Origin of the sequence: Nocardia sp. CC227C (assembly GCF_030767025.1) — a bacterium.
GTDB lineage: Bacteria > Actinomycetota > Actinomycetes > Mycobacteriales > Mycobacteriaceae > Nocardia.
In genome coordinates this window covers 66,949-89,546 of sequence record NZ_JASITE010000017.1, presented here as the reverse complement: position 1 = coordinate 89,546, position 22,598 = coordinate 66,949, and the positions used below count along the sequence as shown (strand labels likewise).

The window sequence follows — 22,598 nt, the reverse complement described above, 5'->3', positions numbered from 1 at the left end:
ACGCTAGCCACCTCCGCCGCCATGGCAACTTTCATTGCTGTTTCGGCAAAACCGTGCCGCGCATCCCGTCGGGTTGCAGATGCGCCAGCAACAGCTTGATCAGCAGGACCGGCGTGAGCCACGCCAGTACAGCGGGAATGTCGAGCGGAAGCAGCAGCGCCAGCGTCACCCACGCGAAGCCGAGCGGTCGCTGTACCGCGGCGGGCGCGGCCAGCACGGCGATCGCACCGCCCAGGGCGAGCAGATAGACGAAGGCCGCGCTGTACCAGGGAAATTCGGGCACCACGAGGGCCAGCAGGAATGGCTGCACGTGCACCGCCACGAAGCCGAGATGGTGCCGCGCGGTGCGGCCGGGCCGGTGGAAGTGCCGCTTGGCCGATGCGGTGGCATTGACCACCGACCCGCCGAACAGGTCGAAGGCGATGACGGCGATGACCCCGATGGCGAGTGCCGAGAACTGCGCGTGCACCGCCAGCGCGGCGGCCCCGGCGGCTCCGGCCGCGGCCGCGCCGTAGCCGAGCATCCGCTCGGCGCGGGTGGCGTCGGGGGCGATGAGGTAATCGGAGATGGAGCGGGTGGTCACGGGCGTTCTCGCAATCCGTCGAGCACGATATCCAGCATCGGCTGCGCCAGTCGTCCGATGGGCACGTCGGGGTCGACGAGCCATTGCAGCAGCACGCCCTCGATGACGCCGATGATCACCGTCGCGTGCGCCTCCCCCAGGTCGGGCCGGATCTCGGCGAGCAGTCCGGTGATGATGCGCCGCTGTTCGCGATAGACGTCCTTCATGTAGTCGGTGGCCCACAGATCGAAGAGGACGCGGGCATGGTCGGGTGCGCCCGCCAGCACCTCGAAGACGCCGCGGATCAGTTCGGTGAGCCGGTCCAGCGGTGGGGCGTCGCCGTCGACGGCGCGCTGGACGGCGGCCAGCGCCTCGGCGCTGTACTGCTCGAAGGCCGCCTTGAGCAGGGCGTCGCGGCTGTCGAAGTACAGGTAGACGCTGCCCTTGGCAATGCCGGCCGCGGCGGCCACGTCGTCGATTCGGGAGGCGGCGAACCCTTTTCGTGCGAAGACCCGGACGGCGGCATCGAGGATCTCCTGCCGCCGCGCGGTCTTGTCGACCCGTTTGGGAGACAGGACCACTCCTTATTATGACTGACTGTTCAGTCATAATAAGGGTGGGAGTCGAAGCATTCAACCCCGGAACGGCACGGGCGCGGTGCCGCGATGGCACCGCGCCCGCAGGAGAAACGCTGTCCCGCGGTCGGGTTCAGGCCGCTGCCGGTTGGCTGTCGTCCGCGAACTGGGTCCGGTACAGCTCCGCGTACCGCCCCTGCTCCGCCAGCAGCTGGGTGTGCGTACCCCGCTCCACGATCCGCCCGTGCTCGAGCACCACGATCTGATCCGCATTGCGAATCGTCGACAGCCGATGCGCGATGACCAGGGCCGTCCGTCCGGCCAGCGCCTCGGCCAGCGCCGCCTGCACCGCGGCCTCCGAGGTGGAGTCCAGCGAGGCGGTGGCCTCGTCCAGGATCACCACGCGCGGCTGCCGCAGCAGCAGCCGGGCTATGGTCAGCCGTTGCCGTTCCCCGCCGGAGAGCCGGTAGCCGCGCTCGCCGACCACGGTGTCCAGGCCGTCGGGCAGCGATGCGATCAGCTCGCTCAGGCGGGCTCGGCGCAGCGCGTCCCACAGCTGTTCGTCGTCGGCCTCGGGCCGGGCGAGCAGCAGATTGTTGCGAATGGTGTCGTGGAACAGGTGCCCGTCCTGGGTGACCAGTCCGACGGTGGCCTGGATGGAGCTGCCCCGCAACTCGCGCACATCCACACCGCCCAGCCGCACCGCGCCCGAATCCACGTCGTAGAGCCGCGAAACCAGCTGCGCGATGGTGGATTTCCCGGCCCCCGAGGAGCCGACCAGCGCCACCATCTGCCCCGGCTCGGCGCGCAGCGACACCTCGTGCAGCACCTGCTCCCCGCCCCGGGTGTCCAGGGTCGCCACCTCCTCCAGCGAGGCCAGCGACACCTTGTCCGCCGAGGGGTAGCCGAAGTTCACCGCGTCCAACTCCACCGACACCGGCCCGTCCGGCACCGCCCGCGCATCGGGCGCGTCCTCGATGAGCGGTTTCAGATCCAGCACCTCGAAGACCCGCTCGAAGCTCACCAGCGCCGACATGATGTCCACGCGGGCACTGGCCAGTGCCGTGAGCGGCGAGTACAGCCGGGTCAGCAGCAGCGAAAGCGACACCACCGCACCGGCTTCCAGCTGTCCGCGCAGGGCGTAGAACCCGCCCAGGCCGTACACCAGCGCGATGGCCAGCGCCGACACCAGGGTCAGCGCCGTGATGAACACGGTCTGCAACATGGCCGTGCGCACTCCGATATCGCGCACCCGGCCCGCCCGCAGCGCGAATTCCGACGATTCCTGCGTGGGCCGCCCGAACAGCTTCACCAGGGTCGCGCCGGGCGCGGAGAACCGCTCGGTCATCTGCGTGCTCATGGCGGCATTGAGTCCGGCCGCCTCCCTTTGGATTCCGGCCAGCCTGCGCCCCATGGCCCGCGCGGGCAGCACGAACACCGGCAGCAGTACCAGTGCGAGCAGCGTGATCTGCCAGGACAGCCGCAGCATGACAGCCAGCGTGAGCAGGAGTGTCACCAGATTGGTGACCACCCCGGACAGGGTGGAACTGAAGGCCCGCTGCGCGCCGATGACGTCGTTGTTGAGGCGGCTCACCAGCGCGCCGGTGCGGGTGCGCGTGAAGAAGGCGACCGGCATCCGCTGCACGTGATCGAATACGGCGGTGCGCAGGTCGAAGATCAGCCCCTCGCCGATGCGCGCCGACAGCCACCGAATGACCAGCCCCAGTGCGGCATCCAGCACCGCCACCACGCCGATGACGATTGCCAGCGTCACCACCACGCGCGGCGCGGACCCCCGCACGATGCCGTCCACGACCCGGCCGGCGAGGACCGGACCGGCAACCGCCAGCAGCGCCGAGGCCACGCTGAAGCCGAGGAAGGCCAGCAGCCGGCGGTGGTGTCGCTGGGCGAAGGCCAGAATCCGCCGCGCCGTCGCCAGCCGCAGCGGTCGCTGCTCATCGGGCGCGTGCACCTGCCGATACAGCTGATCCCACGCCACGGATTCGATACTCATGCCCGCTCTCCTCACCGCTTCGGGTCTATGGAACCCGAGGGCACCGACAGTAAGACCTCAACAAAGGTTGAGAGCAAATCCATCCGGCGGGCGACACGCCTACGCTGTGGGCGAAACGCCGGGTCCGACGCGCCGCGGTCTCCCCCGCGCTCATGACCGCCAGTAGCATTTTCGGTGTGACCGAGAAGCTCAGCATCACCATGCCCGATCGGGTGGCCGCTGCGGCTCGGGCCGCCGCCGCGGCCGCCGGTAAACCCCTCTCCACCTGGATCGCCGAGACCATCGACCGCGTCACCTACGCCGATGCCCGGCGCAACGACGTGGCGCTGATGGAACAGCACAAGCTGCTGGACGGCGATTGGGCGCAGCAACAGGCCGCCGCCTTCCGAGCGGCCCGGGGAGCGCGTGGGTGATCGCCCGACGGGGCCACATCATCCTCACCCAGGCGGCCACGGTCATGCCGGGCGGCACCATGTTCCTGGTCGTCTCCGGCGAGAACTACAACAACGATCAACCCGGCCTGCGCCTGGTGGTCCAGGTGGTCGGGCCGCAACTGCGCCCCGCCGCCGGGGCCTACCTCTACGACCTCGGCACCGTGGGCACCGCCGTCCTGGTCGCGCCGACCACCCTGCCCAGCGACTGGCTCACCGGCGACCCCATCGCGGTCGTCGACCCGGACACCATGGACGACATCGCCACCCGCATCGCACGGCTGTACCTGTGAAAGCCTGTCCGATCGGCCACGGAGCCGGGTCTGCCGCGGCGTTCCTGCCCCGGTCGCGCTGACCCCGTCGGCTGGACTTGCGCGGTCGGCGGCAGCCTTCGTCGTTGCGGGCCGCCTAGGCTGTCCTCGTGACCGATTCGCTGGAGCGGGCGCTGCGCGGCCGGATCGCGGGTGAGGTGGACGCCTCGCCGCGGCGGCGTGCCGAGTATTCCTCCGACGCCTCGAACTACCGGGTGCCGCCCCGGGCGGTCGTCTTTCCGCGTACCACCGCGGATGTGGAGTCCACATTGGCCTTCGCCCTGGTCGAGGGCTTGCCCGTAACCGCACGCGGTGGCGGAACATCGGTGGCGGGCAATGCGATCGGCCCCGGGATCGTGCTCGACTTCAGCAGGCATATGAACGCCATCCTGGAGGTGGACCCCGAGCACGTCTCGGCCCGGGTGCAACCGGGTGTGGTGCTGTCCACTCTGCAACGCGCGGCGGGTGCGCACGGCCTGCGCTTCGGGCCGGACCCGTCCACCCAGAACCGCTGCACGCTGGGCGGGATGATCGGCAACAATGCCTGCGGCCCCCGCGCCGTGGCCTGGGGCCGTACCTCGGATACCGTGCGCGAACTGCGAATTCTGGACGGCACCGGCGTCGAGCGCACCCTCGCCGACGACCTCTCCGCCGTACCGGGCCTACCCGAATTCACCCGCGCGCACCTGGCCCTGATCCGCACCGAACTGGGCCGGTTCGATCGGCAGGCATCCGGATACTCGCTGGAACACCTTCTCCCGGAAAGCGGTTCGTCGCTCGCCAAGGCGTTCGTCGGCACCGAGGGCACCTGCGGGCTCCTGCTCGAGGCCACCGTCGGTCTCGTGCCCGTCCCCACCGCCACCGTGCTGGTCGTCCTCGGCTATCCGGATATGCCCACCGCCGCGGACGATATCGCCGCCGTCATGGCGGGCGCGCCCATCGCGGTGGAGGGCCTGGACGCCCGCCTGGTCGACGCGGTGCGAGCGCATCGTCGCGCGGTGCCCGAGCTTCCGCGCGGCGGCGGTTGGCTGTTCGTGGAGTTCGGGGCCGACAGTCCCGAGCAGGTGCGGGCCGCCGCCGAGCTGTTGTGCCGGAGCGCCGATGCGCTGGACACTCGCATCGTCACCGATCCCGCTGTGGCTCGAGCGCTCTGGCGGATCCGCGCCGACGGTGCCGGGCTGGCCGGCCGCACCCCCGATGGCGCTCCGGCCTGGCCCGGCTGGGAGGACGCGGCGGTACCGCCCGAGCACCTGGGTGCGTATCTGCGCGAATTCCAGTCCCTCACTCGCGATCACGGTCTGGACGGCCTGCTCTACGGCCATTTCGGCGACGGCTGCGTTCATGTGCGCCTGGATCTGCCGATCGCCGATGCGCCGCAGCGCTTCCGGTCCTTCCTGGAGGATGCCGCCGATCAGGTGGTGAAGTTCGGCGGCTCGCTGTCGGGCGAGCACGGGGACGGCCGCGCCCGCTCGGAACTGCTGGCGCGCATGTACTCCCCCGCCGCCCTGGCCGCCTTCGCGGGTTTCAAGGCGCTGTTCGATCCGGACGGCGTACTCAATCCCGGAGTACTGGTCGACCCGCGCCCGATCGACACCGGGCTCCGGCTGGCCGGGCTGCGGCCGGTTCCCCCGGCGGACGGTTTCGCCTACCCCGGCGACGGCGATATCGGTACCGCCGTGCACCGCTGCGTGGGTGTCGGCAAATGCCGTGCCGACACCGGTGTCTCCGGCGGCTTCATGTGTCCGTCCTTTCTGGCTACCGCCGATGAGAAGGACAGCACCCGCGGTCGCGCCCGCGTGCTCCAGGAGGTGGCGCGCGGCGCGCTCGACTGGCGCTCGGACGCGGTGGCGGAATCGCTCGATCTCTGCCTGTCCTGCAAGGCATGTCATGCGGACTGCCCGGCGGGGGTGGATATCGCCACCTACAAGTCCGAGACCCTGCACCGCCGCTACCGAGGGCGACGCCGTCCACTCGACCATTATTCGCTCGGACGGCTGCCGCGGTGGCTGGCGGCGGCCTCGCGGCTGGCCCGGCCGGTCAATGCGCTCGCGAAGGTCGGCCCGCTGCGTCGGATCGGCCTGCGCGCGGCCGGAATCGATCCGCGACGCCCGGTGCCAGCACTGGCGCGCAAGAGTTTCCGGCGCGGTTGGACCGGAAGCGATGCCGTTGGTCCGGAGGTGATGCTGTGGATCGACACCTTCACCGACGGCTTCGATCCCGACATCGCCTCGGCCGCGGTCGAACTCATCGAATCACTGGGCTACCGCGTGCGGATTCCGGAGCGCCGGGTGTGCTGCGGGCTGACCTGGATCAGCACCGGCCAGCTCGACGCCGCGCGCACCCGGCTGCGCGACACCCTGGACGCCCTCGACGACCATGTGCGCGCCGGCGGCCTGGTGGTCGGACTCGAACCGTCCTGCACCGCCGCCCTGCGCGACGACCTGCCGCGCCTGCTGCCCGCCGACGACCGCTCGGCCCGGGTCTCGGCGGCGGTGCGAACCCTGGCCGAATTCCTGCTCGAGCACCCGCGCTGGCGGCCGCCCGACCGCGCCTCGACCACGGTGGTGGTGCAACCGCACTGCCACCAGCACGCCATCATGGGCTTCGCCGCCGACCGCGAGATCCTCGCCCGCACCGGCGCGACGGTGGTCCCGATCGCCGGCTGCTGCGGCCTCGCCGGCAACTTCGGCATGCAGCGCGGCCACTACGACCTCTCGGTGGCGGTCGCCGAGAACGGCCTGCTGCCCGCCCTGCGTACCGCCGACCCCGACGCGGTCTTCCTGGCCGACGGCTTCTCCTGCCGCACCCAGGCCCACCAACTGGCCGGACGCACTGCTTTGCACCTCGCCCAGTTCCTGCGGAACCCCTGAGCCGTACGCCGCTCCTCCGGTGCTGGACGACCTCGCCGCGTGATCATCGCGCGTGGCCGCCGTGGTCGGGCCGCGATGATGTCACCGGTTGGCAAAGCGCTGCGGTGGCGCGACACGGCCACCGTGACCCACAGGGGGCGGCGACGGTATCCCTGCGGCCCCGCCGCGCCACAGTTGCCTCGTGCCCGCGCATCGTCGTTCCGCGTCCACTGTGGCGTACCGTGCGTGGTCGTTGTTTCGTGGCCGTCGTCGGGCGGTGTCATGGCACGGTCGCGGGTCGCAGTTGTGCTGCCGTGACGGGTGGTGGTGGGAGCTGCCGCGTAGTCGCGTGGCGCAGTGGCAGTGGCGTGGCACCGCGGCAGTGGCGTAGCGCAGCGGCAGTAGCGCAGCGGCAGTGGCACCGCGGCAGTGGCGTGGCGCAACTCACCCGGGGGCGGCATACCGGTCCGTACCGTCCGCGCGGTAGCGCAGAATGGCGCGGTGACCTCAGCGACGACGGAGACCGCGCGAACGCGGACCGTGCGCTCCGATCGTCCCATCGACCTGGCGAGTACCGTCCTGCCGCTGCGGCGCGGTCCGGGCGACCCCTGCTACCGCATCACCCGCGACGGCGCGCACTGGCATGCCTCGCGGCTGGCGAGCGGTCCGGTGACCTATCGCCTGCACCAGGCCGACCGGCACGGGGTCGAGGCCCGCGCCTGGGGGCCGGGTGCGGAGGAGTTCCTGGAACGGCTGCCCGGGATGCTGTGCCTGGACGAGGATCTCACCGGGTTCGCCCCGGCGCATCCCAAGATCGCCGAGGCGCTGCGGCGCGATCCGGGCCTGCGCATGCTGCGCACCGGCCTGGTGTTCGAGGCGCTGGTTCCGGCGGTGCTGGAGCAGAAGGTGCACACGGTGACCGCGCATCAGTCCTGGCGGAAGCTGGTGTGGCGCTACGGCAGCCCCGCCCCCGGCCCGGTCCCGGACGGCCTGCGTCTGATGCCGGATGCCGAGACCTGGCGCCATATCCCGTCCTGGGTCTACCACCGCGCCAATGTCGGCCCGCAGCGCTCGAAAACCATCGTGCTGGCGGCACGCATGGCCGCGAAGCTGGAGCAGGCGGCGCACCTGGACCGCGCGGCCGCTTCGCGGCTGCTGTGCACGGTGCCGGGTATCGGCGTCTGGACCGCCGCCGAGATCGCCCAGCGGGCCTTCGGCGACGCGGACGCGCTGTCGGTGGGCGACTTCCATCTGGCCGCCACCATGGGCTGGACCCTGCTCGGCCGTCCCATCGACGACGACGCCATGGTCGAGTACATGGAACCGCTGCGCCCGCACCGCTACCGCGCGGTGCGCCTGTTGGAACTCGCGGGCTTCGCCCACAAGCCGAAATTCGGTCCCCGCACCCCGTACACCGACCACAGCCGCATCTGATCGCCGTACGGCGGTGGTCCGGCTCGGTGTCGGGTGGCGGGCCGGAAAAGTCGGGCCCGGCCCGGCCGCTCGGCGGTGTTGCGGCCGAACCGGACCCGACGCCGACCTTCGCGTCCGCGGTGACCGGGGGTGATCACCGCGGGTCGCGATGTCGGAACCTCACCGGGTGCGCCGGTGGTGCCGGGCACCTTCCCCTCGCATGCCCGATGTGGCGACCCCGGGCTCCGCGGCGCGGGACGGGGCCGACTCGGCGAGCAGCGCCCGCCGGATATCGACCAGCAACCACACCAGTCGGTGGGTGGCGCGGTCGAGCAGATCCGGTCCGGACGTGGCGGCGCGGTTACGGCAGGGCGCGCTCATCGAGAACACACCGCCCCTCGTCGACGAGGGTGGCGCGGGCCCGCCGCCGTACCCGACAGGTGTCCACCGTGCAGTCCAGATGCATCTGCATGGCCGCGTGCGCTTGGTCGACGGCCATGATTCCCGGATCGGTACCGCACCGCATGAACCCGGCGACGTGCATGTTCAAGGAGGTCAGCTGCATGGCGCCACCCCCGCCGCGCACACCGTGCGGTGTGGCGTCGGAGGATGGCAACCCCAGGTTGTCCACCCGGTTGCCGGACGGGCGGTGCGGATACGACGGGGGGTGACGCGTTCAGCCATGACTCCTCGTTCCTGCGTGTGAATCCTGTCCTTGCGTGCGAGTCGTGAAGCGTGCCCGGAGGTTTCAGTCAAGGAAGGGGCCGAGGTGCTGTCCGCCCCGGGCACACTTCGAGCACACCACGAGCAGCCGCCCGGCGTAGCCGTTTCCGAGATTCCCCGGGAAAAACGCGCGAATTCCCAGCAGCGAATCCGCTCGGGGTAGCAGGATTGTCCATAGTGGACGAAGCCCCCCTGCCACGCTGTCGGTCGACACCGATCTGCGTCCCGGGCGGGAGCCGGTGTGCTGCACGACTTTCAGCGTTTTGGTGACCGCCCGCGCGTGAACACTCGAGAACGGAGCGCGCTGTGTCAGTTGGTCCCGCGAATTCCCCGAGCGCCGCCTCGACCCTGCCGCGCCGCCAGCTCGGCCGCTATCTGCGGGACTGGCGCACGCAGGCAGGGTTGACCATCGCGGAGGCCGCCAAACTCATGGAGTGGGGCGCCAGCACCCTGCAACGCCTGGAGAAGGGCAATGCCGATCGCATTCGCACCATCGATATCCAGGAACTCTGCCGGATCTACGGCATCCCGGACGAAATCGCCGAGGGGCTCAAGGGTCTGGCCCAGCAGGCCGCCGTGAAGAGCTGGTGGCATTCCTACGGCGATCTCATCCCGGAGAATTTCGATGTCTACGTGGGTTTGGAGGCATCCGCGCAGCAGCTTTCCTGTTACCAGTCCGAACTGGTACCCGGCCTGCTGCAAACCGCAGATTACGCGCGGGCGCTCAACCGCCTCGGCTATCCGCACGATTCCGAGGCCGAGCTGGAGCGGCGGGTGCAGTTGCGGATGCAGCGCCAGGCCCTGATCACCCGCCGTCACCATCCGGCCAGCGTCGCAATGGTGTTGCACGAATCGGTATTGCACCGTTTGGTGGGAAGTGCCAAGGTGATGGCGGCGCAGGTGCGGCACCTGGCGGAGCTGAGCACCCGTGACAATGTCGCGCTGCGCATCCTGCCCTTCAGCGCCGGTGTCCCGCTGGGACTTTCCACCGGACCGTTCGTGATTCTCGAGTTCGGAACCGACGGCAGAGGGCAGCCGGTGGAGCCGCCGGTGGTCTATGTCGAGGGCTTCACCGGAGATCTGTATCTGGAGAGACAAGGCGACGTGCAGCGCTACAGCCGGGCACTGGACTGTCTGGAGCGCTGCGCGTCGGACATCCAAACCAGTAGGAACCTGCTGCGGCAGGTGGCGAAGGAGTTTTCGGCATGACAATGGATCTGGCCGGGGCGCACTGGTTCAAGAGCAGTCGCAGCGGCGCGGGCAAGGAGTGCGTGGAGGTCGCGTTCCTGCCGGACGGCCGAGTCGGCGTCCGGGACAGCAAGAATCCGGACGGCCCGGCCCTGGTGTTCCAGGGCGGCGACTGGTCCGGCTTCACCACGGTAATCGCCGCGGGCGCGTTCGACGCCTGACACCCTCGGCGGCGGGCACGCCCCACATGTCCGCCGCCGAGGCGCGGCCGCTGTACCCATTCCCGGCCCTGGAAGATCACGATTGTGCACCCGTTCGGCAACAGTAGTATGTTTGCTCGCGCTAAGTACGGGTAATCCAATATGCGTGGACCGAGGGCTCAGGAATTCTCATCCTCCCCGGTACCGCAAATTGCTCCCCGAGGATTGGGTCGAACGTCTGATCGTCGGAATGCTGTTCGCGGTCTCGGCGGTGGGCATATTCGTACTGACCGGCGCATTGGTACCCGCGCTGGCAGTCGGTGTTCTGGTGGCGGCGGTGGCCGTCGGCGTGGTGGAGATGTTATGACCACACCGATGCCGTTCCGACGTGGTTTTGGCTGGAATCACGGGTGGATTCCAGCCAAAAGCGGGCCGGAAGCGGCGTCTACTTGCGGCGAAAGAGCTTGTTGCCCAGCCAGACCAGTGGATCGTACTTGTGGTCCACCACGCGCTCCTTCAGCGGGATCAGAGCGTTGTCGGTGATCTTGATGTGCTCGGGGCACACCTCCGTGCAGCACTTGGTGATATTGCAGTAGCCGAGTCCGGCCTCGCCCTGGGCGAGTTCACGCCGATCCGCCACGTCCAGCGGATGCATTTCCAGTTCGGCGATGCGCATCAGATAGCGCGGACCGGAGAAGGAGACCTTGTTCTCCTCGTGATCGCGCACCACGTGGCAGGTGTTCTGACACAGGAAGCATTCGATGCACTTGCGGAATTCCTGTGAGCGCTCCACATCCTGCTGCCGCATCCGGTACTCACCCGGTTTGAGATCCGCGGGCGGCGTGAAGGACGGGATTTCCCGCGCTTTCTCGTAGTTGTACGACACATCGGTGACCAGGTCCCGGACCACGGGGAAGCTGCGCATGGGCGTCACCGTCACCACCTCGTCCTGGGTGAACGTCGACATGCGGGTCATGCACAGCAGCCGTGGCCGCCCGTTCACCTCCGCCGAGCAGGAACCGCACTTGCCCGCCTTGCAGTTCCACCGCACCGCCAGATCGGGAGCCTGGGTGGCCTGCAGGCGGTGGATGATGTCGAGCACCACCTCGCCCTCGTTCACCTCCACGGTGAAGTCCTGTAGTTCACCGCCCTCGGTGTCGCCGCGCCAGACCTTGAATTTCGCCTCGTACCCCATGGCTAGGCATCCCCTTTCCCGGACGCGGGATGAGCCGCGAGTTCGGTTGGGCCGTAGTACTTCTCGAGTTCTTGCAAGTCGAACAGCGCGAGCAGGTCGGCGCGCATGGGCTGCTGCTCCTCCGGCGTCACCGTCACCGACGGCACCGTGAAGCCCACCTCGTCCGGATCGACCCGGCACACCAGCAGTTTGTTGCGCCACGCCGGATCCATTCCGGGGTGATCGTCGCGGGTGTGCCCGCCCCGGCTCTCGGTCCGCAGCAGCGCCGCCTGCGCCACACATTCGCTGACCAGCAACATGTTCCGCAGATCGATGGCCAGGTGCCAGCCCGGATTGAACTGCCGGTGCCCCTCCACGGTCACGTCGTCGAAGCGGTCCCGCAGCTCGGAGAGCCGCTCGACGGCCTGCTTCAGCTCGTGCTCCTTGCGGATGATGCCGACCAGGTCGTTCATGGTCTGCTGCATATCGGTGTGCAGCGTGTACGGGTTCTCCCCCGGCCCGGTGGTCGGCGGATCGAACGGCTGCAACGCGGCTTTCGCGGCCGCGGCGATATCGGCGTCCGCGATGGCGGGCCGCTCGCTCAGCCCCTCCACGTAGGTGGCCGCGCCCAGGCCCGCGCGTCGACCGAAGACCAGCAGATCCGACAGTGAATTGCCGCCGAGCCGGTTGGAGCCGTGCATGCCGCCGGAACACTCACCGGCCGCGAACAATCCGGGCACGGTCGCCGCGCCGGTATCCGGGTTCACCTCGATGCCGCCCATCACGTAGTGACAGGTCGGCCCGACCTCCATCGGTTCCTTGGTGATGTCCACATCCGCCAGCTCCTTGAACTGGTGGTGCATGGACGGCAGCCGCTTCACGATCTCGGCGGCGGGCATGCGCGAGGCGATATCCAGGTACACGCCGCCGTGCGGTGTGCCCCGGCCCGCCTTGACCTCTTCGTTGATGGCCCGCGCCACCTCGTCACGCGGCAGCAGATCCGGTGTGCGCCGGGCGGAGTCGTTGTCCTTCAGCCACTGGTCGGCCTCCTCCTCGGACTCCGCGTACTGCCCCTTGAACACGGAGGGGATGTACTCGAACATGAACCGCTTGCCCTCGGAGTTCTTCAGCACGCCGCCGTCGCCGCGCACGCCCTCGGTGACGAGAATGCCCTTCACGCTGGGCGGCCAGACCATGCCGGTCGGATGGAACTGCAGGAATTCCATATTGATCAGCGTGGCCCCGGCGCGCAGCGCGAGCGCGTGTCCGTCGCCGGTGTACTCCCAGGAATTCGAGGTCACCTTGTACGACTTGCCGATACCGCCGGTGGCCAGCACCACCGCCGGGGTCTCGAAGAGAATGAACCGGCCCGACTCCCGCCAGTAGCCGAACGCGCCGGAGATGCGGTCGCCGCCGGTGAGCAACTCGGTGACCGTGCACTCCTGGAAGATCTTGATGCGCGCCTCGTAGTCGCCGGTCTCCGCGAAGTCCTCCTGCTGCAGCGAGACGATCTTCTGCTGCATGGTGCGGATGAGCTCGAGTCCGGTGCGGTCGCCGACGTGCGCGAGCCGGGGATAGGTGTGCCCGCCGAAGTTGCGCTGCGAGATCCGGCCGTCCTGGGTGCGGTCGAACAGCGCGCCGTAGGTCTCCAGCTCCCACACCCGGTCCGGGGCCTCCTGCGCGTGCAGCTCGGCCATCCGCCAGTTGTTGAGGAACTTGCCGCCGCGCATGGTGTCCTTGAAGTGGGTCTGCCAGCTGTCCTTCTCATTGGCATTGCCCATGGCGGCGGCGCACCCGCCCTCGGCCATGACGGTGTGCGCCTTGCCGAACAGCGACTTGCACACCACCGCCACCGAGAGTCCGTGTTCGCGCGCCTCGATGACCGCGCGCAGTCCGGCGCCACCGGCACCGATCACGACGACGTCGTACTTGTGCCGTTCGACTTCAGGCATAGGACCGAATACTCCTGACGATGGGGATGATCAGTTGATGAACCGGAGGTCGCTGATGGTCCCGCTCGCGACCAGCATGACGTAGAAATCGGTCAGCATCAGCGTGCCGAGCGTGATCCAGGCGAACTGCATGTGCCGGGTGTTGAGGCGGGAGACCTGGGTCCACAGCCGGTACCGCACCGGATTGCTGGAGAAGTTCTTGAGCCGCCCGCCGGTGACGTGTCGGCAGGAGTGGCACGACAGCGTGTACGCCCACAGCATCACCACATTGACCAGCAGGACCAGATTGCCCAGACCCAGTCCGAAGCTGCCGTCGGAGTTCGTCAGCGCGTAGAGCGCGTCATAGGTGTTGATGAGCGTCACCACCAGCGCCGCGTAGAAGAAGTAGCGGTGCGAGTTCTGGATGATGAGCGGCAGCCGGGTCTCACCGGTGTACTTGGCGTGCGGTTCCGCGACGGCGCAGGCGGGCGGCGACAGCCACACCGACCGGTAATAGGCCTTGCGGTAGTAGTAGCAGGTGAGCCGGAAGCCGAGCAGCAGCGGCAGCACCAGGAAGCCGAGTGGAATGAACATCGGCAGCTCGCCCACCGGCGTCCCGAAGTGCGCGGAGCCCGCGACACAGGAATCGCTCACGCACGGTGAGTAGAACGGCGTCAGATAGCGATACTCGTCGACCCAGTACGCATCGCGCACAAAGGATCTGATGGTCGCGTAGACGATGAACGTGCCCAGGCCGAGCACCGTGATCAGTGGCGGCAGCCACCAACGGTCGGTGCGTAGGGTGCGGCTCTGAATGGCGGCACGGCTCTTGCTGAATACTCCGGTGGCGCCCGACTCCGGGGCGCTCGTCGGTGCGGCGCTCACTGCTGGATGCCTCGCTGCTCTACCCCGTGGAACGTCATCGTTACCTCCGGCATCGAATGTGATGCCCAGCACCTTACGACAGGTCCGCTATCACCCGGGCACTGTCCCGGGAATTCGGACCCGCCCGCAAACCCGTGATTTGCGCCACATTTCCTCGGTGCGCCGGGGGTGAGCTGCGGCGGTGAACCGACCGCAAACCCCACGAACCAGGCTAGAGCCCAGTCGGATTCACCGAATCGCGCACCGGAACAGAACTCGATCCCGGAAATTCGGTCCACCGGGCGTCACACGGCAGCAACACGTCTGTGATGGCCTGTGCTGCGAGATCGACATCCGGGGGAAGGAGCCGGACATGAGAAGAGCCGCCATCGTCATGCCCATGCGTACACCGGTCGGCCTGCCCGGCGGAGCGTTGGGCGCCGTGGCTCCACACCGCCTGATCGCGACGGCGCTGTCCGCGGTCCTGGGCCGCTCCGGCATCGACCCCGAGCGCATCGAGCACCTGGTCACCGCCGTCCCCACGCCCGAGCCCGCCCGCCTGGCCGCAGACCTGGCCGGAATCCCGCCCGCCATCGGCCATTTCCCGATCGGCGCGGGGCCGGGCAGCGGTCTGCGCGCCCTCATCACCGCCGCCATGATGGTGCAGACGGGCACCGCCGACGTGGTCCTCGCCGTTGGCGCGGAGTACTCCCGCACGGGGCCGACCCCCTTCACCGGCGGTTCGGCCACCGGCCCGCTGCCGCGCGTTCCCGGTACGACTTCGTCCGGGCCGGTGCGCGGAGCTTCCGGTCGCGCGGTCTCCGGCCCGGTGTCCGGAGTTTCCGGCGACCCGGCGTCCGGTCCGCTGCCTCGGACTTCCGGTGCGACGTCGTCCCGGCCGATGCCGGGAGTTCCCGGTGATATGGCGTCCGGTCCGCTGCCGGGGGTTTCCGGTGACACGGCGTCCGGTCCGTTGCCGAGGGTTTCTGGTGCGGCGGCGTACGGGTCGTTTCCGGGGCTTTCCGGTGACACGGCGTCTGGCCCGTTGTCGCGTGTTCCTGGTGCGCCGCCGTCTGGTCCGTTGTCGCGTGTTCCTGGTGACGCGACGTCCGGTCCGTCGCCGCGCGTTCCTGGTGACTCGGCGTCCGGTCCGTTGCCGCGTGTGCCGAGTGCACTCGAAACCGGTCCATCGGCGGTGCCCGGCGTGGCGGGTGTGCCGCCATCGGGTCGCGGCGGGCCGGACCCGCGGCAGCCCTCGGCATACCCGGCGGGGAGCACGGGGCCGCATTACGGTGGCGGCGAATCTGGTTCGCCGCCAGCGGGTTTCGCGCGATACGGCGGCGGGGACGGTGCCGGTCCGGCGGCGGCCCGGGCCGAGGGCGCGGCACGGGCGGCCTTGGAGCGGGTCGAGCATCTCGCGGCGCATTACGGGTTCAGCCGGGTGCAGGCCGACGAGGTGGCGGCGGTCAGCCACCGGCGCGCGGCGAAAGCCCGCCGCCAGGGTGTGTTCGGGGCCGAGACGGCGCCGGTGGTGGTGTGCGCCGATCCCGACGACATGAATTCTGATGTGGTCCAGCTGATGGACCGTGACGAGGGGCTGCGCGACGACGTGTCGCCCCGCGCCTTCTCCACGCTCCTGCCGCTGCTGCCCGGCGGCGTCGTCACCACCGCGAACAGCAGCGCCCGCACCTTCGCCGCGGCCGCCTGCCTGGTGGTGGCCGAGGAGCGGCTGGCCGACCTCGACCTGGAACCGCTGGGCTATCTGGTCGGTTGGGTGAACACCGCCGTGGATCCGGCCGTTCCCCGCCCCGCTTCCGCGGAGGCGGTCGCGAAGGTGCTGTCCAGCAATGGTTTCGAGCTCGGCGATCTGGATCTGGTCGAGGTGGACGAATCCGATGCCATCGAAATCCTGGCCCTCGAGCACCTGTGGGGCGACTGGGACCCCGAGGACACCCGCCTCAATGTCCACGGCGGCGCCATCGCCCTCGGCGATCCCGGCGGCGCCGCGGGCCTGCGCATGGTCACCACCCTGCTGCACGAGCTGACCCGCCGCCAGGGCGGTCGCGGCCTCGCCGTAACCGCCTCCGGCACTTCACAATCCCTGGCCGTCCTCTTCGAATCCCCCTACTCCCGCCCCATCACCCCAACCCCCCGCGGCGCCCGCTTCCACGGTTCCCGCTCCCGCCGCTCCGGCCGCCACCGCGCCTGACCGGCCACCGCGTTGGCTCGGCCACCGCGCTCGACCGGCCACCGCTCGCTCGGCTGCTGTGCCGATCGGCCGCCGCGCCCGACCGACATCATGCGCTCGACCGGCCCTGTGCCCGTTGACCCCGGTGCCGCTGTGCCCCATGATGTGGGGGCTGACCGGCGCGGTGTCGCGCGGCTACCGTGCTGTGGATACCGGCCGGAAGGCCATTCGGCACAACAAGATCGTGTGCCGTTCAGCTCGTGAACACGGAGGCTTTGCCGTGCGTCGAACCGCTCGTCTCATCATGATCGGGGCGGTGTCGGCCGCCGCCCTCACCGCCGTGATCGCGCCCGCGTCCGCGGATATCACCGGTTCCGCCTCCGGCTCGGCCAGTGGTTCGGCCACCGGCAGCGCCGATCTGGCGGCGGTGATCAGCCAGCTCTTCATCACCATCTCCGCCAACACCGCTCCGAACTGCCCCTACGGCAATCTGTTCTGCTTCATCCGCTGACTCGGGCGGCGGCCCGCGTAGGCGGTCCCGCACCCCGCTGCGGTGCGGGACCGCGCACGGCCCCGGGGATCACGCCCGCTGGCGGCGGGCGCGGAGGTCGATCCCCCTACTTGGTGCGGGGCCGGGAGTGGAAGCCCAGCCCCTCGTCCTGTGCGCCCATCCAGGCGGCCTCGTCGGACTTGGAGTCCGGGACGTAGATGACGTCTTGGTCGCGGCGGGCGGCGACCTCGGGCGGCGGGGCCTGCTCGAAGTCGTCGGCGTCGATGGCGAGCCGCTCGAGATCGTTCTCCAGGCGGCGGACCGGGCCCGCGTCCCCGTAGTGCGAGCGCAGCGCGGTCACGCACTGCCGAAGCTGGCCGACCGCGTAGCGCAGTTCCGCAATCTCGCTGCGTGTCATCGAAACCTCCTCGAGCCGTGTGACAGACCACACATCGTGATCTACAACACAGTACGGCATGGATCGGGATATGGCTCGTCCGAGCGATGTAAGCGCAGGTCAGCCGGGTGGTTGACCGTCGGCTTCACCCCGCGATAGCCCGACATTAGCCCGTTCGGCAGGGCTGTTCGAGCGCATTCCGCGCTATCCCGCGACCGCGAATTCCGGCCCGGGCCGGTGCAGCGCGGCGAGTCCCCGGTCGACCAGGGCGACGATGGCCGCGGCCACCTCCTCGGCCCGTTCGAGGATCACGCTGTGCCCGGCCCCGTCGATGCGGACCAGCTCGCTGTCGTCGAGTTGGGAGGCGAGCACGACCGAGTGTGCGAAGGGGATGACGATATCCGCCGAACCCGCGAGCACCAGGGTGGGAATCGCGCCCAGCCGGTGCAGGGTGGCGGTCTCGTCGAAGCGGATCAGCGAGTCCAGGAAGGCCGACATGGTCAGCAGCGGCGTCTCGTTGAGGATGGTGGTCGCCACCGCGAGCACCCGCGGATTGACCTTGCGGGTGCCAAGGGCGGCCTCCCGCATGATCGGCTCGAAGAAGCGGCGGCTCAGGTGCTTCGACGCCTGCATGAACCGCGGTGCGCGGCGCACGGCCAGGTTCAGCGAGCTGACGGCCGGACCGGAGAGGAAGCGCCCGAGCCCGACCCGGGTGACCCCGTTGGCGGCCCCGGCGATCAGGCCGACGCCCGCCACGCGGCTGCCGATGGTCTCCGGGAAGAGTCGCGCGTAGGCGAGGGTCACCATCGCCCCCATCGAATGCCCCACCAGCACAACGGGTCCGGTGGGCACCACGGCCCGCAGCACCGCGTCCAGGTCCTGGGCGAGCTGGTCGACGGTGTAGGTGCGCGGATCGGCCACTCCCGAATCCCCGTGCCCCCGATGGTCGTAGAACACCATGCGGGCATCCGCGCCCCAGTGTCGCTGTAGATGCTCGCGCAGGAAGGTCCAGGATTCGGTGCGCAGGCAGTGCCCGTGGACGAACACCACGGTGACGGGTGCGTCGGCCGGACCGAAGTCGCGCACCGCGATGGGGGTGCCGTCATCGGCCGTGACGGTGGTGTGGTGGCCGTCGACATCGGCGGCGCGGCGGCTGAGCAGGGACATGACGCCTCCTCGAAGAGATCGCCTTCAGCCCGGTTGTCGATAGTCATTGCCGCGGCGTTAGCCCGCCACACCTGGCGTTATGCACAAGTTGCCTAACTGAGGCTGCCGATCGATACGAGCCGATCGGCAAATGTCCGAATGTCTGGCGGACGGCCTAGAACTCGCTGGAAAAAACTGCCAACGTGATCCTGTTGGGGTTTCTAGATAAATCTAGCGGCAACACTAGAAATATGTAGATAGCGCTGACGCCGGTGCCGGACACAAGAATCTGCCCTTATCTAGCGAGATGGCTAGATAAGGGCAGATTGAGCTGAGCACCGGGGCGCTCAGCCCCTTTCCGGTCCGGCGTCCGGAGTATCAGGTCGACGCGTCCGCCCGTGTCGACGGCAGGAACGGTCGCAGCAGATTCGGTTCCGTGGACGGCCCCAGCTGCCAATCCGAGATCCACGGCCCGGTGCCCTCGCTCGGATCCAGCGCCCCCGCTTCGAGCCAGCGATACCGGCCGTCCAGGAGTCCACGCGCGATCTCGGTGTCGGCGTCGTCGGTGTTGTTCCACAGTGCGTCGAACAGGCGCTGCACCCGCAGTCGCGCCTGTCGGCAGAACACCTCGGCCAATTCCTGCGCCGCCGCGCCCTCGGGCCCGCCCTGCGATACCTCGGCCTGCGCCCGTACGCAGGAGGCCGACATGGCGAACAGTTCCGCGCCGATATCCACGATGCGTCCCAGGAAGCCCTGCTTGTACTCGAGCTTGGCCTGCCAGCGCGCCATGCCGTACATGAGCGCCCGCGCCTGCTTGCGCGACATCCGCTCCACGAAGCGCATATGCCGTGCCAGCGGCCCGAATTCGCCGAAGCCGGCGGGCACCGTGCCCGCACCGACGGCCAGCTGCGGGAACCACTTGGCGTAGAAGCCGCTCGCCCCCACCGCCGCCTTGGCCTTGTCCTTCAGCTCGGCATTGCGATCGACCAGCGCCCCGGCCGCCGCCATGTGCGCGTCGGCCATCTCGCGGGCGACGAGCAGTCGCATGATCTCGCTGGAGCCCTCGAAGATGCGGTTGATGCGCAGATCCCGCACCAGTTGCTCGGCGGCCACGGCCCGTTCACCGCGCGCTCGCAGCGAGGCCGCCGACTCGTAGCCGCGCCCGCCGCGAATCTGCACCAGCTCGTCGGCGATGGCGCAGCTCATCTCCGAGGCCCAGAGTTTGGCCAGGGCCGCCTCGATGCGAATGTCGTTGCGGTCCTCATCGCACATGGTGGCCGAGAGGTCCAGCACCGCCTCCAGCGCGAAGGTGGTCGCCGTGATGAAGGACAGCTTCTGCCCGACCGCGGCGTGCTCGCCGACCGGCCGTCCCCACTGCACCCGGGTCGCCGACCACTCCCGACCGATCTTGGTCGCCCATTTGGCCGCCGCGGTGCACATGGCCGGAATGGCGAGCCTGCCCGCGTTGAGGGTGGTGAGCGCGATCTTCAGCCCGTCCCCTTCCCGCCCGACCAGATTCCGCTTGGGCACCCGCACATCGTGCAGCCGCGTGACACCGTTCTCGATGCCGCGCAGTCCCATGAACGCGTTGCGGCGCTCCACGGTGATGCCCGGACTGTCGGCCTCCACGATGAAGGCCGAGATCCCGCCCCGGTGCCCCTCGCTGCGGGGTACCCGCGCCATGACCACCAGCAGTTCCGCGACCACGCCGTTGGTGGTCCACAGTTTCACGCCGTTGATCTCGTAGGCTTCGCCGTCCGGTGTCGGCGTGGCGGTGGAGGCCATGCGCGCCGGATCGGAGCCGACATCGGGTTCGGTGAGCAGGAAGGCCGACACGGCCCCCTGGGCGCAGCGTGGCAGGAACTCCCGCTTCTGTTCATCGGTGCCCGCGAGCTTGAGCGGCTCCGGAACGCCGATGGACTGGTGCGCCGAGAGCAGCACGCCCAGGCTGGGGTGGGCGGAGCCGACCAGCATGAGCGCCTTGTTGTAGCCGACCTGCGAAAGCCCTTGTCCGCCGTACTCTTCGGGGATCTTGAGCCCGAAGCAGCCGAGCGTGGCCAGTCCTTCCACGTATTCGGTGGGGATGCGGCCTTCGGTCTCGATCCGTTCACCGTCGATGGTTTCGCAGAACGCCCGCAGTCGCGTCAGGTACGCCTCGTACTTCGCGGTGTCCTCGGCGCTGGGCCGCGGGTAGGGATGGATCAGGTCCAGCCGGAAGCGCCCCAGGAACATCTCTTTGGCGAAAGAGGGTTTGGCCCAGGTGGTTTCGCGGGATTCCTCGACAAGTTGCCGGGCTTGCTCCTCGGTGGCGTCGACTTTGGCGGTAGTCGCCATGATGTCCTCCCTCGGACGTGATCGGAATCACATTCGAGTGTAGGAGTGTTTGTTACCCGCCGGTAGATCCGTTGCCGGTCCGAAATGCGCCGCGATGCAATGATCTTGAATTTCTGGCAATTATTCCGCTGACACGCACAATGATGCGCCACAACCGATTCCCTTCGCGAACACCCGACACGACCGGGCGGCCAGGATGCGGGCACGTCGCCGTTCGCTGGGGCGGTCGTAGATCAGCTGCGGCAGCATCCGCGTCTGTGCCGCCGTCCACCGCTGCTGGTCCAGCCATATGTGTTGTTCTTCGCGCGATTACTGCCGGAACCCGAACACCCGCGGGTCGTATTTCATGAATACATCGGCCCGCCGGTAGGGACTCGGCGGCAGCTCCTCGGGTGGCACGTGGACGAACCCCATCGACTCGTACAGGTGCACCGCATTGGCGAGTTTCCGGTTGCTCGCCAGAATTATCGAGGTAGCCCCGAGCGCACGGGCCTGCTCGATGGCGGCCTCGAGGATGCGGCGACCGATGCCCCGGCCGCGATACCGCGGCGACACCGCCATCTTCGAGACCTCGTAGACCCCGTGGCCCTCGGGCACCACCGCACCGCAGCCCACGATCTCGCTGCCGATGCGGGCGATCAGCACCCGGCCGCCCTTGGCGACGATCTCCCGCTCCGGGTCGTCGAGCAGGGCCGAGTCGGCGGGTTCGAGGGTGAAGTAGGCGCGGATCCACTCCTCGTTGAGTTCCTTGAACGCCCGGGCGTGCGCGGGCGTACTCATGGATTCGATGACCGGTGTTGCGATGATCGGCTCAGACACCTGATCAGCATGCCCGGCCTCGAATCATAAGGTCCAATACTTGATAGCTGCGATTGATACGCTCAACTTATGGTCGATGGGGTGGAGCTACGGCACTTGCGGTATTTCCTGGCGGTCGCCGACGAACTGCACTTCGGCCGGGCCGCCGCCCGCCTGCACATCGCCCAACCCGCGCTGACCCAGCAGATCCGGCGGCTCGAAACCCTGCTCGGCACCAGGCTGTTCGACCGCACCTCGCGCAGCGTCGCGCTCACCGACGCCGGAGCGGTACTGCGCGAGCGCGCCACCGCCATCCTCGGGCACGCCGCCCGGGACCTGGACGAGGTCAGCCGGGTCGGCCGCGGCAGCCAGGGTCGGCTGTACCTCGGTTTCGTCCCCTCGGTGCTGCCGCTGGAGCCGCTGCGCGGCGTGCGCCGCTTTCGCGAGCTGTACCCACTGGTCCGGGTGGACCTGGTGGAGGGCTACAGCTCCCGGATGATGGAGCAGCTCAGCCACGGCGCGCTCGATACCGTCATCGTGCGCGATCCCGACGACCTACCGAATGTCCGGACCGCGCCGCTGATCACCGAACCGTATGTCGCGGTACTGCCCGCCGACCATCCCGATGCCGGTCGCGCGGCCATCACCGGCGCCGAACTCGCCGACCATCCGCTGGTCTTCTTCCCCCGGACCGCGGGCCGACTCGCGCACGAGAAGAACCTCGCGCCGCTGCTGCGCTCGGGGCGTCAGCCGCAGGTGGTGCAGGAGGGCAATACCTGGACCACCATCATGTATCTGGTCGCCGAGGGGCTGGGGGTCACCATCGCGCCGCGCAGCGCGACCTTCACCGCGCCCGCCTCCGTCCGCATCCTCCCGCTCGCCGAAACCGATGCGGAGACCACCGTCTATGTCGCCCATCGCCGCGATGACGACCGCGCGCTGATCCACAATTTCCTCGCGCTGCTGCCGAATCACGGGAATGTGGGCAAACTTCCGGCATAGCCCCGGGT

At 69.0% G+C, this 22,598-nt stretch carries 21 protein-coding genes; 9 read left to right on the top strand and 12 right to left on the bottom strand.

Translation table 11 applies throughout. From position 1 onward, the window contains the following. Positions 1-31 precede the first annotated feature (31 nt). From QMO76_RS28835 to QMO76_RS28825, 3 genes are all read right to left on the bottom strand, one after another. Positions 32-583 (bottom strand): hypothetical protein, encoded by a 552-nt coding sequence (locus QMO76_RS28835; RefSeq protein ID WP_306364489.1) that lies wholly within the window; start codon positions 581-583, stop codon positions 32-34. Continuing rightward, the gene (locus QMO76_RS28830; RefSeq protein ID WP_306364488.1) at positions 580-1,143 is read right to left on the bottom strand and encodes a TetR/AcrR family transcriptional regulator; all 564 of its coding nucleotides are present in this window, start codon (positions 1,141-1,143) and stop codon (positions 580-582) included. The genes QMO76_RS28835 and QMO76_RS28830 overlap by 4 nt, the downstream gene beginning before the upstream one ends. Positions 1,144-1,270: 127 nt before the next feature. Further along, complete coding sequence (locus QMO76_RS28825) at positions 1,271-3,151, bottom strand: ABC transporter ATP-binding protein (protein WP_306364487.1); 1,881 nt, start codon at positions 3,149-3,151, stop codon at positions 1,271-1,273. Between the two features lie 176 nt (positions 3,152-3,327). Here QMO76_RS28825 and QMO76_RS28820 point away from each other — a divergent pair, with 176 nt between their 5' ends. From QMO76_RS28820 to QMO76_RS28805, 4 genes are all read left to right on the top strand, one after another. Next, positions 3,328-3,564, top strand: coding sequence for a hypothetical protein (locus tag QMO76_RS28820; protein ID WP_306364486.1), 237 nt, complete (start codon positions 3,328-3,330; stop codon positions 3,562-3,564). Beyond that, positions 3,561-3,875 (top strand): hypothetical protein, encoded by a 315-nt coding sequence (locus QMO76_RS28815; protein ID WP_306364485.1) that lies wholly within the window; start codon positions 3,561-3,563, stop codon positions 3,873-3,875. The genes QMO76_RS28820 and QMO76_RS28815 overlap by 4 nt, the downstream gene beginning before the upstream one ends. 128 nt (positions 3,876-4,003) lie before the next feature. Continuing rightward, on the top strand, positions 4,004-6,763 hold the full coding sequence (locus tag QMO76_RS28810) for an FAD-binding and (Fe-S)-binding domain-containing protein (RefSeq protein WP_306364484.1): 2,760 nt from the start codon (positions 4,004-4,006) through the stop codon (positions 6,761-6,763). A 480-nt stretch (positions 6,764-7,243) separates the two neighbouring features. Beyond that, positions 7,244-8,176, top strand: a complete 933-nt coding sequence (locus QMO76_RS28805; RefSeq protein ID WP_306364483.1) for a DNA-3-methyladenine glycosylase — start codon at positions 7,244-7,246, stop codon at positions 8,174-8,176. Between the two features lie 159 nt (positions 8,177-8,335). On the opposite strand, the gene QMO76_RS28800 is transcribed toward QMO76_RS28805, so the two are convergent. After that, positions 8,336-8,536, bottom strand: coding sequence for a hypothetical protein (locus QMO76_RS28800; protein ID WP_306364482.1), 201 nt, complete (start codon positions 8,534-8,536; stop codon positions 8,336-8,338). After that, on the bottom strand, positions 8,517-8,720 hold the full coding sequence (locus QMO76_RS28795; RefSeq protein WP_306364481.1) for a hypothetical protein: 204 nt from the start codon (positions 8,718-8,720) through the stop codon (positions 8,517-8,519). The genes QMO76_RS28800 and QMO76_RS28795 overlap by 20 nt, the downstream gene beginning before the upstream one ends. Positions 8,721-9,184: 464 nt before the next feature. On the opposite strand from QMO76_RS28795, the gene QMO76_RS28790 reads away from it, so the two are divergent. Continuing rightward, complete coding sequence (locus tag QMO76_RS28790) at positions 9,185-10,087, top strand: helix-turn-helix transcriptional regulator (protein ID WP_306364480.1); 903 nt, start codon at positions 9,185-9,187, stop codon at positions 10,085-10,087. Next, a complete protein-coding gene (locus QMO76_RS28785; protein ID WP_306364479.1) occupies positions 10,084-10,287 on the top strand; it encodes a DUF397 domain-containing protein in 204 nt (67 codons plus the stop codon). Before QMO76_RS28790 ends, QMO76_RS28785 begins: the two co-directional genes overlap by 4 nt. A 424-nt stretch (positions 10,288-10,711) precedes the next feature. On the opposite strand, the gene QMO76_RS28780 is transcribed toward QMO76_RS28785, so the two are convergent. Genes QMO76_RS28780 through QMO76_RS28770 form a run of 3 tightly spaced genes read right to left on the bottom strand, consistent with a single transcriptional unit; the run spans position 10,712 to position 14,256 of the window. Next, complete coding sequence (locus tag QMO76_RS28780; protein WP_306364478.1) at positions 10,712-11,461, bottom strand: succinate dehydrogenase/fumarate reductase iron-sulfur subunit; 750 nt, start codon at positions 11,459-11,461, stop codon at positions 10,712-10,714. 2 nt (positions 11,462-11,463) lie between these two features. Further along, positions 11,464-13,392, bottom strand: a complete 1,929-nt coding sequence (locus QMO76_RS28775) for a fumarate reductase/succinate dehydrogenase flavoprotein subunit (RefSeq protein ID WP_306364477.1) — start codon at positions 13,390-13,392, stop codon at positions 11,464-11,466. A gap of 30 nt (positions 13,393-13,422) precedes the next feature. Then, complete coding sequence (locus QMO76_RS28770) at positions 13,423-14,256, bottom strand: hypothetical protein (RefSeq protein WP_306364476.1); 834 nt, start codon at positions 14,254-14,256, stop codon at positions 13,423-13,425. A 352-nt stretch (positions 14,257-14,608) separates the two neighbouring features. On the opposite strand from QMO76_RS28770, the gene QMO76_RS28765 reads away from it, so the two are divergent. Next, the gene (locus QMO76_RS28765; RefSeq protein WP_306364475.1) at positions 14,609-16,444 is read left to right on the top strand and encodes a hypothetical protein; all 1,836 of its coding nucleotides are present in this window, start codon (positions 14,609-14,611) and stop codon (positions 16,442-16,444) included. 259 nt (positions 16,445-16,703) lie between these two features. Continuing rightward, on the top strand, positions 16,704-16,934 hold the full coding sequence (locus tag QMO76_RS28760) for a hypothetical protein (RefSeq protein WP_306364474.1): 231 nt from the start codon (positions 16,704-16,706) through the stop codon (positions 16,932-16,934). A 106-nt stretch (positions 16,935-17,040) separates the two neighbouring features. Here the strand turns inward: QMO76_RS28760 and QMO76_RS28755 are convergent, their stop codons facing one another. The 4 genes from QMO76_RS28755 to QMO76_RS28740 form a co-directional block, all read right to left on the bottom strand. Then, entirely contained in the window at positions 17,041-17,331 is a 291-nt protein-coding gene (locus QMO76_RS28755) for a hypothetical protein (RefSeq protein ID WP_029932390.1), read from the bottom strand. Positions 17,332-17,514: 183 nt separating this feature from the next. Then, positions 17,515-18,477 (bottom strand): alpha/beta fold hydrolase, encoded by a 963-nt coding sequence (locus tag QMO76_RS28750; protein WP_306364473.1) that lies wholly within the window; start codon positions 18,475-18,477, stop codon positions 17,515-17,517. Positions 18,478-18,834: 357 nt separating this feature from the next. Continuing rightward, positions 18,835-20,790, bottom strand: coding sequence for an acyl-CoA dehydrogenase family protein (locus QMO76_RS28745; protein WP_306364472.1), 1,956 nt, complete (start codon positions 20,788-20,790; stop codon positions 18,835-18,837). Positions 20,791-21,099: 309 nt separating this feature from the next. Next, a complete protein-coding gene (locus QMO76_RS28740; RefSeq protein WP_306364471.1) occupies positions 21,100-21,609 on the bottom strand; it encodes a GNAT family N-acetyltransferase in 510 nt (169 codons plus the stop codon). Between the two features lie 69 nt (positions 21,610-21,678). Here QMO76_RS28740 and QMO76_RS28735 point away from each other — a divergent pair, with 69 nt between their 5' ends. Next, positions 21,679-22,590: a LysR family transcriptional regulator gene (locus QMO76_RS28735; protein WP_306364470.1), complete on the top strand. Its 912-nt coding sequence runs from the start codon at positions 21,679-21,681 to the stop codon at positions 22,588-22,590. Positions 22,591-22,598: the final 8 nt, after the last annotated feature.

Coding starts and splice junctions, on each gene's coding strand:
- QMO76_RS28825 (WP_306364487.1), bottom strand. CDS start 3,151: ATGAGTATCGAATCCGTGGCGTGGGATCAGCTGTATCGGCAGGTGCAC.
- QMO76_RS28800 (WP_306364482.1), bottom strand. CDS start 8,536: ATGAGCGCGCCCTGCCGTAACCGCGCCGCCACGTCCGGACCGGATCTG.
- QMO76_RS28795 (WP_306364481.1), bottom strand. CDS start 8,720: ATGCAGCTGACCTCCTTGAACATGCACGTCGCCGGGTTCATGCGGTGC.
- QMO76_RS28785 (WP_306364479.1), top strand. CDS start 10,084: ATGACAATGGATCTGGCCGGGGCGCACTGGTTCAAGAGCAGTCGCAGC.
- QMO76_RS28780 (WP_306364478.1), bottom strand. CDS start 11,461: ATGGGGTACGAGGCGAAATTCAAGGTCTGGCGCGGCGACACCGAGGGC.
- QMO76_RS28775 (WP_306364477.1), bottom strand. CDS start 13,392: ATGCCTGAAGTCGAACGGCACAAGTACGACGTCGTCGTGATCGGTGCC.
- QMO76_RS28765 (WP_306364475.1), top strand. CDS start 14,609: ATGAGAAGAGCCGCCATCGTCATGCCCATGCGTACACCGGTCGGCCTG.
- QMO76_RS28755 (WP_029932390.1), bottom strand. CDS start 17,331: ATGACACGCAGCGAGATTGCGGAACTGCGCTACGCGGTCGGCCAGCTT.
- QMO76_RS28750 (WP_306364473.1), bottom strand. CDS start 18,477: ATGTCCCTGCTCAGCCGCCGCGCCGCCGATGTCGACGGCCACCACACC.
- QMO76_RS28745 (WP_306364472.1), bottom strand. CDS start 20,790: ATGGCGACTACCGCCAAAGTCGACGCCACCGAGGAGCAAGCCCGGCAA.
- QMO76_RS28735 (WP_306364470.1), top strand. CDS start 21,679: ATGGTCGATGGGGTGGAGCTACGGCACTTGCGGTATTTCCTGGCGGTC.